At 65.9% G+C, this 11649-nt stretch carries 9 protein-coding genes and 1 riboswitch; of the genes, 3 read left to right on the top strand and 6 right to left on the bottom strand.

Features of this window, described 5'->3' with window-relative positions; translation table 11 throughout:
• Positions 1 to 100: 100 nt before the first annotated feature.
• Positions 101 to 697 (bottom strand): DUF2239 family protein, encoded by a 597-nt coding sequence (locus AC0L3K_RS33035; RefSeq protein WP_354200350.1) that lies wholly within the window; start codon positions 695 to 697, stop codon positions 101 to 103.
• Positions 698 to 847: 150 nt separating this feature from the next.
• Between AC0L3K_RS33035 and AC0L3K_RS33040 the strand changes: the two genes are divergently transcribed.
• The gene (locus AC0L3K_RS33040) at positions 848 to 1513 is read left to right on the top strand and encodes a glutathione S-transferase family protein (RefSeq protein WP_007598666.1); all 666 of its coding nucleotides are present in this window, start codon (positions 848 to 850) and stop codon (positions 1511 to 1513) included.
• A 10-nt stretch (positions 1514 to 1523) separates the two neighbouring features.
• On the opposite strand, the gene AC0L3K_RS33045 is transcribed toward AC0L3K_RS33040, so the two are convergent.
• Positions 1524 to 2819, bottom strand: a complete 1296-nt coding sequence (locus tag AC0L3K_RS33045) for an MFS transporter (RefSeq protein ID WP_354200351.1) — start codon at positions 2817 to 2819, stop codon at positions 1524 to 1526.
• 111 nt (positions 2820 to 2930) lie between these two features.
• The gene (gene ggt / locus AC0L3K_RS33050) at positions 2931 to 4682 is read right to left on the bottom strand and encodes a gamma-glutamyltransferase (protein WP_473367590.1); all 1752 of its coding nucleotides are present in this window, start codon (positions 4680 to 4682) and stop codon (positions 2931 to 2933) included.
• Between the two features lie 98 nt (positions 4683 to 4780).
• Here ggt and AC0L3K_RS33055 point away from each other — a divergent pair, with 98 nt between their 5' ends.
• Entirely contained in the window at positions 4781 to 6166 is a 1386-nt protein-coding gene (locus AC0L3K_RS33055) for an MFS transporter (RefSeq protein WP_354200353.1), read from the top strand.
• A 100-nt stretch (positions 6167 to 6266) separates the two neighbouring features.
• Here AC0L3K_RS33055 and purH read toward each other — a convergent pair whose 3' ends face one another.
• From purH to AC0L3K_RS33070, 3 genes are all read right to left on the bottom strand, one after another.
• Positions 6267 to 7859 carry a bifunctional phosphoribosylaminoimidazolecarboxamide formyltransferase/IMP cyclohydrolase gene (gene purH / locus AC0L3K_RS33060; protein WP_219681873.1) on the bottom strand — a complete coding sequence of 531 codons (1593 nt, stop codon included), beginning with the start codon at positions 7857 to 7859 and terminating at the stop codon, positions 6267 to 6269.
• A gap of 25 nt (positions 7860 to 7884) precedes the next feature.
• A riboswitch (ZMP/ZTP riboswitch) is annotated at positions 7885 to 7966 on the bottom strand.
• Positions 7967 to 8025: 59 nt separating this feature from the next.
• Complete coding sequence (locus AC0L3K_RS33065) at positions 8026 to 9744, bottom strand: heparinase II/III family protein (RefSeq protein ID WP_354200390.1); 1719 nt, start codon at positions 9742 to 9744, stop codon at positions 8026 to 8028.
• A 156-nt stretch (positions 9745 to 9900) separates the two neighbouring features.
• Positions 9901 to 11247 (bottom strand): RsmB/NOP family class I SAM-dependent RNA methyltransferase, encoded by a 1347-nt coding sequence (locus AC0L3K_RS33070; RefSeq protein ID WP_473367591.1) that lies wholly within the window; start codon positions 11245 to 11247, stop codon positions 9901 to 9903.
• Positions 11248 to 11434: 187 nt separating this feature from the next.
• Between AC0L3K_RS33070 and AC0L3K_RS33075 the strand changes: the two genes are divergently transcribed.
• Entirely contained in the window at positions 11435 to 11644 is a 210-nt protein-coding gene (locus AC0L3K_RS33075; protein WP_088941367.1) for a DUF1674 domain-containing protein, read from the top strand.
• The last annotated feature ends 5 nt before the right edge of the window (positions 11645 to 11649 follow it).

The following is an 11649-nucleotide window of genomic DNA, read 5'->3' on the forward strand; positions in this document are numbered from 1 at the left end:
TGGCGCGGCGCGCACCACAGGTCCACCGTTTAATGACGGTCATAATACTGTGAGCGCGCGAACACGTTGGGCGCGAGTTGCGCGTACGAACGCCTCAAGCTCAAGCGCGGTCGCTGTAGGCGAGCTTGACGATGTGGTCGCGGATGTCGGCGGGCCAATCTGCGATCAGTCCGGTGAAACGCCGCCGGTCATCCGCAAACAGCGCGCGCGAAGCTTCCTCGAACTGCGGCAGATTGCCGGCCATGGTCGACATGAAGTGATAGGCCGCATCGCGCGCCTGCCGCGCGCGATCCTTGTCGCCGCTGGCACGCCGCGCCTCTTCGACAAGTTTCCGCAGCGCGACCGAAGCGCCGCCTGCTTGCGCGCTGAGCCACTCCCAGTGCCGCGGCAGCAGCGTCACCTCGCGCGCGACCACGCCGAGCTTCGGCCGGCCGCGGCCGCGCGGCTCGCTCGGCGATGGGGTGTCCTCAACCGGGGGCGGGACAAGCTTCGCCAGCCGCGCCAGCACCTCGCGGTCTCCGCCGCGCAGATCGAAGTCGATCGACCGGCCCGTGGCGTCCTCGAAGATGACGATGGGCTGGTCCGGCCGTTCCGCCATCCGCTTGATGACCAGCGCGACCTCTCCTGCCGGCCCGGAGACCAGACGGCGATGCCCTTGGAAAGCGGTGAAAGTCTTTTGCATTGGAATCATTGCCATATTGATCGTGTTGAGTCCTTTAATACCCGGGTAAATTGCTCAGGTCAATATACCCGGGTTAAAATATCCGACCGGATGGCTCGACATTGTGTTCCCAGGCTGGCACGAACGCGCGGCCGATCGACCGCGCCTAGCCCCGGGGACCACGCGATGCTGACCGTTCATCACCTCAACAATTCCCGCTCGCAGCGCGTGCTGTGGCTGCTCGAGGAGTTGGGCGTGCCCTACGAGATCGTGCGCTATCAGCGACAGCCGGACATGCGCGCGCCGAAGGAGCTGCGCGCCATCCATCCGCTCGGCAAGTCGCCCGTCATCACCGACAACGGCAACACCATCGCTGAATCCGGCGCGATCATCGAATATCTCATCGCCACCTACGGCAACGGCCGGCTGGTCCCGCCGCCGAACACGCCCGAGCGGCTGCGCTTCACCTATTGGCTGCACTATGCGGAAGGCTCGGCGATGCAGCCGCTGCTGCTCAAGCTGCTGTTCACGCTGATGCCGAAGCGCGCGCCGGCGTTGCTGCGCCCGCTGGTGCGCAAGGTCTCGAACCAGGCGCTCACTGCACTGGTCAATCCGCAGATCAAGCAGCACATGGATTATTGGGAAGGCGAGCTCGGCAAGAGCGAGTGGTTCGCCGGCAACGAATTCACCGCCGCCGACATCCAGATGAGCTTTCCGCTCGAGGCAGCCCAGGCGCGCGGCGGGCTCGAGCTCGGCCATCCCAAGGCGATGGCGTTCCTGGAGCGCATTCATGCGCGGCCGGCATACAGTCGCGCCCTCGAAAAGGGCGGGCCGTATCAGGTCGGACGATAGTTAGCCTTCATCAGTCCGCGTGCAGCACGCGCCCGCGCGTCTCCGGCAGCGCGAAAGCGGCGATGAAGAACAGCGCGTAAGCCACCACCGCGAAGATCGCGATCGCATTCGCAAGCGACGTCGTCGCCGACAGCGCTCCGACCAGGAACGGAAACAGCGCGCCGATGCCGCGGCCGAAATTGTAGCAAAATCCCTGGCCCGAGCCGCGCAGTCGCGTTGGATAAAGCTCGGTCAGGAATGCGCCGACGCCGGAGAAATAGCCCGAGGCGAAAAAGCCGAGCGGGAAGCCGAGCACCCACAGGACCTCGTTGGTGAGCGGCAGCTGCGTGTAAAGCAGCACAACCGCTATTGCGCCGATCGAGAAGGTCAGAAAGAGATTGCGCCGTCCGATCCGGTCGGCGAGCCAGGCGCCCGTGAGATAGCCGATGAAGGAGCCGATGATCAGCGTCGAGAGATAGCCGGTCGAGCCGACGATCGAGAGATGCCGCTCCTTGGTCAAGAACTGCGGCACCCAGAAGGTGACGGCGTAATAGCCGCCCTGGCAGCCTGTCGCCATCAGCGACGCCAGGATCGTGGTCTTCAGGATTGGACCGGAGAAGATTTCCCAGAGCGCCGGGCGATTGCCGCTCGCGGCCTGCTTGGCGCGGGCCTCAGCCGCGATCTCCGGCTCGGTCACGGAGCGGCGGATGTAGAACACCAGCAGCGCCGGCAGCGCGCCGACCACGAACATCCAGCGCCACGCTGTCTCCGCCGGCAAGGCCGAGAACAGGATCGCCTGCGACAGCACTGCAAGGCCCCAGCCGACGGCCCAGCCCGACTGCACCGAGCCGACCGCACGCCCGCGATATTGCGGCCGGATCGCTTCACCCATCAGCACGGCGCCTGCCGCCCACTCTCCGCCGAAGCCGAGGCCCAGCACCGCGCGTGCGATCAGGAGCTGTTCGAAATTCTGCACGACCGCGCAGACCAGCGAGAAGAACGAGAACCAGATGATGGTGATCTGGAGCGTTCTGACCCGGCCGATATGATCGGAGAGATAGCCGCCGAGCCAGCCGCCGATGGCGGAAGCCAGCAGCGTCACGGTGCCGGCGAGGCCGGCCGATCCCGCATCGACCTTCCATAGCGCGATGATGGTGCCGATCACCAGCGGATAGATCATGAAGTCCATGCCGTCGAGCGCCCAGCCCGCGGCGCAGGCCCAGAACGTCCGCCGCTCAGGCGCGTTCATGTCGCGATAGAAGGCGAGAAGGCTGGTGTCCTCGATCTCGGCGCGTTCGATGCGCTGGTTCGGATCAACGGTGGTCATGTGCGTTTCCCGACAGTGTTTTCTTTTGCGGCCTCTTTGGCCTCGCGGTGGTAGCACGCGCGGCGGCCTGCGCAAGCCGGCCGCCGGCCTTCGCGCCATGCAACGACAGAGTTACTGCCCCGCTGCTTCCGCACCCCGGCTACGCGGATCGGGCGCGCCGAGCGGACCGTTGGCGGTCACCGCAATCGAATTCGCCGATGTCTGCCCCATCGGCGTGACGATGAGATGATCCATCGCCTTCAGCTCGAGCAGCACATTGTCGGAAAAGCCGCTCTCGATCCGGACCTCGTCGGGCAGCCATTGGTGGTGCAGCCGCGGTGCGGCCACGGCGGCCGCCACGTCCATCTTGTAATCGAGCACGTTGACGATCACCTGGAGCACGGTCGAGATGATGCGGCTGCCGCCGGGCGAGCCCGTCACCAGAACCGGCTTGCCGTCCTTCAGGACGATGGTCGGCGACATCGAGGACAGCGGCCGCTTGCCCGGCCCGGGCAAATTGGCCTCGTAGCCGACAAGGCCGTAGGCATTGGAAGCGCCAACCGCCGCTGTGAAATCGTCAAGCTCGTTGTTGAGCAGCACGCCGGTGCCGTCGGCGACGAGGCCGACGCCGTAACTGAAGTTCAGCGTATAAGTGTTGCTGACTGCGTTGCCGCTGCCGTCGACGACGGAAAAATGCGTGGTGTTGCTGCCCTCGTGCGGTGAGGTCGCGGTGGAAACGAGCTGTTTCGACGGCGTGGCGCGATCGGCGGAGATGGTTGCCCGCAGTTTAGCGGCGTAATCTTTGGCGGTGAGCGTCCCGATCGGTGCGTTGACGAAGGCGGGATCGCCGAGATAGCGCGCCCGGTCCGCATAAGCGCGCTTCATGGCCTCGATCAGCAGATGCAGCGAAGCCGGCGATCCCTGTTTAAGATCGGCGAGCTGAAAACCTTCGAGGATATTAAGCGTCTCCACCAGCACCACGCCGCCCGACGACGGCAAAGGCATCGACACGATGTCATAGCCGCGATAGGTGCCGCGCACCGGGGCGCGGATCACCGCCTGATAGGATTTCAAATCGGCCGGCGTCATGATGCCGCCCGCGTCGGCCACGGCCTTGGCGAGTTTCTCCGCGACCGGCCCCTCATAGAAACCGCGCGGGCCCTGTGCGGCGACAGCCGACAGCGTTTCGGCGAGGTCGCTCTGCACCAGCCGGTCGCCTTCACTGAGTGGCGTGCCATCGGGCCGCGAGAAGATCCTGGCCGAGGAGGGCCAGCGCACCAGCCGCTTGTGCCAGCCCGGCAGCGTGTCGGCGATGTCGTCGCCGACGAGGAAGCCATCGCGGGCGAGCGCGATTGCGGGCTCGAGCAGTTGCGCCAGCGTGAACCGGCCCGAGCCATATTTTTCCAGCGCCAGCGCAAGACCCGCAACAGTGCCGGGCACGCCGACGCCGAGCGCGGAATCCCGCGACTTCGCCGCATCGGGCTTGCCGTCGGCACCGAGGAAGATCTGGGGCGTGGTCGCAGCCGGCGCGGTCTCGCGATAATCGATCGTGATGTCTTCGTTGCGCTCAGTGGAATGAATCACCATGAAGCCGCCGCCGCCGATATTGCCGGCGCGTGGATAGGTCACGGCCATCGCAAAGCCGGTCGCGACCGCGGCGTCGACGGCATTGCCGCCGCGCCGCAGGATGTCGGCGCCGACCTGCGCAGAGATTTTCTCCTGCGCCACCACCATGCCGTGCTCAGCGGGAACGGCATGCACCGTGTCGAGCGCGGGCGGTACATAGGCCCGCCGCGCATCCTGCGCGGTCGCGGCCGGAAGTCCGAACGCCAGAGTGGCAAGGAAGGCGAAAAATGTCCGCCGTGTCGAAAAAGACGACATCATCAAACTTCCGCAAAGGCCATGGGCAGTTCACATGCAGCGCTGCAATGCTATACGGTTTGCCAGACAGAGGCAAAACTGTTCGTGATGAGGATTATGGAGTGACGACGATCGCCCCGGATGCGCGCATCGCCGGCGCGCAGCGGACCTATCCGCCGCGCAGCGCCGTCGTCAGCTGGATCTTCTTCGACTGGGCTGCGCAGCCTTATTTCACGCTGATCACGACCTTCGTGTTCGCGCCCTATTTCGCCACTGCCATTGCGCCGAATCCCGCCGCCGGCCAATCGCTGTGGGGCTTTGCGATGGCTGCCGCCGGCCTTGCGATCGCGCTGATGTCGCCGGTGCTGGGGGCCATCGCCGATGCTTCGGGCCGCAGGAAGCCATGGATCGCCGGATTCGGCGCCGTGCTGGTGCTGGCATCCTGCACGCTGTGGATCGGGAAGCCCGGCGATCCCTCGATCATTCCGCCGCTGCTCACCGCGGTCGCGCTCGCCAGCGTCGGCGCGGAATTCGCCACTCTCTTCAACAATGCGATGATGCCGACGCTGGTGCCGCCGGAGCGCATCGGCCGGCTTTCCGGCACCGGCTGGGCGACGGGCTATGTCGGCGGCATCGTCAGCCTGATCATCGTGCTCGGCCTGCTCGCAGCCAATCCTGAGACCGGCCGCACGCTGCTCGGGCTCACGCCTCTGTTCGGGCTCGATCCCGTCAGCCATCAGGGCGACCGCGCGGCCGGACCGTTGACCGGGCTTTGGTTCATCATTTTCGTGACGCCGATGTTCCTGTTCACGCCGGACTATCCGGCGAAGCGTCCGGTGCGCGAGGCGCTGCACGAAGGCTTGTCGGAGCTGAAGCAATCGATCAAAGGTCTGCCGCAGCAGAAATCGCTTGCGGCGTTTCTGCTCGCCAACATGATCTACACCGACGGTCTGGTGTCGCTAAATGCCTTCGGCGGCATCTATGCTGCCGGCACGTTCGGCTGGCACACGATCCAGATCGGCACCTTCGGCATCATGCTCGCGATCGCCGGCGCGTTTGGCGCGTGGTTTGGCGGCAAGCTGGACGATCGCTTCGGGCCGAAGCGCGTGATCGCCGGCAGCATGCTGATCCTGCTGCTGGCGCTGGCGGCAATCCTGCTGGTCGACAAGGATTCGATCTTCTTCATCAAGGTCGCGCCGCCCACGCCCGGCGGTGCATTGTTCGCCGCTGCGTCAGAGCGCGCTTATCTGGTGCTGGGCTGCCTGATCGGTGCAGCCGGCGGTCCGCTGCAAGCGGCCTCGCGCACGCTCCTGATCCGTCTCGCACCGAAGGACCGCATCGCGCAATATTTCGGTCTGTTCGCGCTGACTGGGAAAGTGACGTCCTTCATCGGCCCGCTGCTGATCGGCGTGATCACCGCGGTGACGGCGAGCCAGAAGGCCGGCATGGCCGTGCTGGTGGTGTTCTTCGTTGCGGGGCTGGCGCTGTTGATGCGGGTGCGGGAGTAGCTTCGTAGCCCGGATGGAGCGAAGCGCAATCCGGGAAGGTCTCTCCGTGAGGCGAGAACCCGGATTTCGCTTTCGCTCCATCCGGGCTACCGCCATTCAATCAATGCCTGAAGTGGCGCGTGCCCGTGAACACCATGGCGATGCCATGCTCGTCGGCAGCCTTGATGACCTCGTCGTCGCGCATGGAGCCGCCGGGCTGCACCACGGCGGTGGCGCCGGCTTCGATGCAGGCCAGCATGCCGTCGGCGAACGGGAAGAACGCATCCGACGCCACCACCGAGCCCTTGGTGAGCGGCTCGGCGAGCTTCAGCTCGGCGGCCGCATCCTGGGCCTTGCGTGCCGCGATCCGCGCTGAATCGACCCGGCTCATCTGGCCGGCACCGATGCCGACGGTGGCGAGATCCTTGGCGTAGATGATGGTGTTGGACTTGACGTGTTTTGCGACACGGAAAGCAAACTTCAGGTCGCGCATCTCGGCATCAGTGGGCGCGCGCTTCGTGACAACCTTGAAGGTCATGTCGTCGACCACGGCGTTGTCGCGACTCTGCACGAGGAGACCGCCCGCCACCGTCTTGGCGGTGAGGCCGGACGCGCGCGGATCGGGCAGGCTGCCGGCGAGCAGAAGCCGAAGGTTCTTGCGCGCGCCGATGATGGCGATCGCTTCCTCGCTTGCGTCGGGCGCGATGATCACCTCGGTGAAGATTTTCGTGATCTCGCGCGCGGTGTCGGCATCGAGTGCGCGGTTCATCGCGATGATGCCGCCGAAGGCCGAGGTGGAATCGCAGGCCAGCGCCTTGCGGTAGGCGCTGACGAGGTCGGAGCCCTCCGCGACGCCGCAGGGATTGGCATGCTTGACGATGACGCAGGCCGCGGTGCGCTTGGCGTCGAACTCGCCGATGCATTCATAGGCCGCATCGGTGTCGTTGATGTTGTTGTACGAGAGCTCCTTGCCCTGGAGCTGCCGCGCGGTCGAGACGCCCGGCCGCTTGTCGGGGGTCGCATAGAACGCCGCAGTCTGGTGCGGATTCTCGCCATAACGCAGCGACTGGATCAGCCGGCCGCCGAAGGCACGGAAATCGGGCGCGTCGATCTCGAGCTGGCGGTTGAACCAGTTCGAGATCGCGGCGTCATATGCAGCAGTGCGCGCGTACGCCTTGGCAGCAAGGCGCCGGCGCAACTTCAGCGTGGTTGCGCCTTTGTTGGCGGCGAGCTCGTCGAGAACGGCCTGGTAGTCCTGCGCCTCGACCACGACGGCGACGTCGTCATGGTTCTTCGCGGCGGCGCGGATCATCGCGGGGCCGCCGATATCGATGTTCTCGATGCAATCCTCGAAGCCCGCGCCTTTGTCGACGGTCGCCTCGAACGGATAGAGATTGACGACGAGGAGATCGATCGGCGCGATGCCATGCGCCGTCATCGCATCCGCATGGTCCTTGTTGTCGCGGATCGCGAGCAGGCCGCCATGCACCTTCGGATGCAGCGTCTTGACGCGGCCATCCATCATCTCGGGGAAGCCGGTCAGCTCGGAAACGTCCTTCACCTCAAGGCCGGCCGCGGCGATCGCCCTCGCGGTACCGCCGGTCGAGACCAGTTCGACATCGTGCGCGGCAAGCGCCTTTGCGAATTCGATCAGGCCGGTCTTGTCGGAAACGGAGAGAAGGGCGCGGGTGACGCGGCGGGGATGGTCAGTCATGAGCAAGATCCTCTGTCTGAAGGAGTGTCTATGCCCAGGCGCGCGGCTTCTCAGTCCCGCGCTTCCCGATGGTGCTCCATCCAAGGTCGCCAGTCGCGCGAGCGAGGGCTCGATAGCAGTTTTCGATCGCTTTCACAACGTTCAGATCGGGCCGAATCACATGCGTCTACAGCGGAAGTTCCGGCTCCCGCCGCGCATTTCTGCGGGCATTCGTGACTGCCGGCGAGGCGCTGGAGCGGACAAAACTCCAGCGGATCGAGGGCGCCTGCCGCGCATCCTGGCGGATCACGATCTGCGCGGTGCGGCGCGGGCCGTCATTGCCGGCCAGGGACACGCTGTCCTCGAGCTCCACCTTGTCGTCGAGCGCCTCGAAGGTCCAGACGTCGCGGTTCGGTAGCACCAGCATGACGCCGCGGGCGTCGGACAGCCGGCTCGCCTTCACCGCCGGGTGCAGATGGAATCGCAGCGCGAAATCGGCATCCGGACCCTTGAAGCGTCCGCCTTGCGGCGGCGACAACGTGTCCTCGCCGTCGATGCGCGCGCCGTCATTGGCGATCATCAGCACGCGGCGATGGATCGCGCCGAATTTTGTCAGGTAACCGTCATGCGACGTCGTCAGCAGCGTGCCGTTCTGCACGATTTCGCGATAGCTCTCGACCTCGACGGGGCCGCTGGTGACCGGAGCACCGTGCAAGAGCCGCTTCATCGCCGACATCTCCACGAACTGGCATGACGAGGTGTCGTGGTAGGTCAGCGTCGAATGCGCCGCCGTGCCGCGTGCGAACGGCCGCCAATTGTCGCGGCCCGTGGCCGGCATGCCGCAATTGGTGACGATGCGGCTGATGCCGGAGGACAGTTCGAACGACAGGCAGCCGGCATGGGCGTCGTGGCTGACGCTGGCTGCCGGCGGCGGGCCAGTGTCGATAATCAGCGTGGTCTGGCCGGCATCGAGGCGCTGGAAACCCGTATGCGGCATGTTCGACATCGGCGCGCCGTGGGTGTCGTCATAGGCAAGCAGCGTCGCGAGCAGGTCCGAGGGCGTCGCGCTCATGCCGTTGAACAGCGCGAAATTGCCGTCGCCGTGGCGGAAGAAGCGCAGCATCGGCATCATGCGGTCGATCGCGTTGAGCAGCGCGGGCGGCGGCGCGATATTGCGCGCGGCAAAGGTCTGCCGCAGCGGCAACAGGTCGATCAACAGCTCGATCAGCGCGCCCGGGTTGCGCGAGACATGGCCGCCGTCGGGCAGGATCTGCCGCTGCAATTCATCGGAGAGCTTTTTCGAGGTGCTGCGGATGTGACTTGCCTGGTTGGCGAGGCACAGCGCCGCATAGCACAGCGCGATCAGCACCTGGAGCTTCGGCACTCCGTCGGGGATGTTGACCATGGTGTAGCGCAGCAAGCGGATTTCGCGCGCCAGCGCGCGCAGATAGCGGCGGTAGAATTTGTTGTCGGTGTCGTTGAGCACCAGCGGCGCCTGCGACAGCAGGGAGATCACGCGCCGCGCCAGCACGTCGGCGCGTCGCGCGACGGGACGGCGCTTGCTGGCAGGGTTGCCGATCCAATCTTCGATCAGCGAGCGCGCATTTGCGCGCGTCAGCGCGGTGTCGGCGGCGCGCAAATGGCGCAGCCAGCCGAAGCCGAGCAGCGCGACCTCCCAATCCTCCGACGGCGGCTCGAGATCGAAGATCGAACGACCGTGGCAGTTGACGATCTTGCCGGCGAAGACGAAGCGGCCGGCATAGATCTCGGCGGCGCGGGTCGCATCCGCGGTGCGCAGATCATGCGGCGCGATGATCAGCCGGTCGGCGCGGCCGGGCCAGACCCGCGACAGGGCGACAGAACCGCCGCTCGCGCGCGCGAGCATGTTCCGCGCGAAGCGGTTCATCACCAGCGTCGAGATACGTCTGCGTTGAGCGACCGACACGCCTTGCCTTGATGGGGGAGAGGATTCCGACGAATCCTTATTAATCCCAAAATCGGACGGCCGACACCACCTTGAACGACGCGAATCAGCGCCGTGGTTGCAAAATCCAGTGCAAAATCAGGATTTAACGAGCCGGGCCGCGAAAAATCCGTCGAGCCCGCCGAGCTTGGGATCGGCGTTCGGCAGATGGCTGGGCAGAGTGCGCAAATCGCCCTCGGCGGTGACGATCTCGCTGAGCCCCGACACCTCGGACGCATCGATCGGGACCCGGCGAAGCCCAGGCTCTGCGGCCAGCAGCGCGGCGACCGCATGCTCGCCCTCTTCGGGTTCCAGCGAGCAGGTACAGTACACCAGCGTCCCGCCGGGCTTGAGCAGCGGGACCGAGTTTTGCAGCAGCCTCCGCTGGAGCACGGTCATTGCTGCGATGTCGGATTCCTGACGGAGCCAGGAGACATCGGGGTGGCGGCGGATCGTCCCGGTCGAGGTGCAGGGCGCATCGATCAGGATGCCGTCGAAGCCATCGGCCGGACCCGCCCATTCCGCGGCGTCGGCGACGACAGTCTCGGCCTGGAGCGACAACCGCGTCAGATTCTCACGCAGCCGCGCCACCCGGGCAGGCGAGCGGTCGATGGCCGTGACATGCGCACCGGCCTGCGCCAGCTGCGCGGTCTTGCCGCCGGGAGCGGCGCAGAGATCGGCGATGGATTTGCCCTTGATGTCGCCGAACAGCCGGGCCGGCAGCGCAGCGGCGGCGTCCTGCACCCACCACTGTCCTTCGGCGAAGCCGGGAAGCATGGTCACCGCGCCGTGCAGCACCGTACGCACCGATCCCGTCGGCAGCACTTCGCCATGTAAGCGGCTCGCCCATTGCGCGGCGTCCGACTTCACGGTCAGATCCAGCGAAGGATCGTGGCTGAGCGCGAGCGCCATGTCCCTTGCGACCGTCTCGCCGTAATGCGCGCTCCAGCGCGCGACCATCCAGGGCGGCAGATCCAGCGTCTGCGTCGCAACCTCGTCCACCAGCGCCTTGCCCTCGCGGGCGCAGCGGCGCAGCACGGCGTTGACGAGGCCGGCATAGCGCGCGGCGCGCCGGTCGGATTGCACGAGGCGAACGGAGAGATCGACGGCCGCGTGATCGGGCACATCCATCCAAAGGATCTGGGCAGCGCCGATCAACAGCGCGCTCTGCGCGCGCGGCGCGTCGGAGGGAATGCCCTTGTCGAGCAAGCGGGACAGCACATGGCCGAGCGTGCCGAGCCGGCGCAGCACGGTGGCGACCAGGCGGCGCATCAGCGCGCGGTCGCGATCGGGGAGCGTCTTCAGTCCGGGATGGGCGCCGCTGCCGTCGAGCTGCTCGTCAAGCGTGCGGTGCTTTTGCAGCACGCCGTCGACGATGTCGGCGGCAATCCGCCGCGCCGCGAGACCGGGCACTTCGGATGGAGGAGCGAAACGTTGAGAAGGCATGCGGAAACAAGGTTCTGAGCGAGCGGCAGTTCGCCGTAATGGGCGCATGCCTTGAGAAGGCGATCTCTGGCACGCGAATATGCCAAATGTAAGAATCGCTTCCGGGTTTTTCAGCCCTTTCGGAGCCATTTCAGGAATGCGTTATTGGGCGTCGCGCCGCGGGCCGTCCCGCGCTAGAAAGCCGACGATGAGTGACCAGCCTCCCGTTTCCGACCGCAAGCAGCTCACACCGGCCGCCCAGCGTGCGCTGGCCGAGGCCGAAGCGCGCCGGCAGGCTGCGGCAGTCCGAGCCAAAAACGACGGCCAGGCGACGCCAAAGGAGTTGCAGGGGCCAAAAGGACCCGAACCGACCCGCTATGGCGATTGGGAGCGCAAGGGCATCGCTTCCGACTTCTGAGCTCT

It is taken from the genome of Bradyrhizobium sp. MI1.10 (assembly GCF_055811035.1).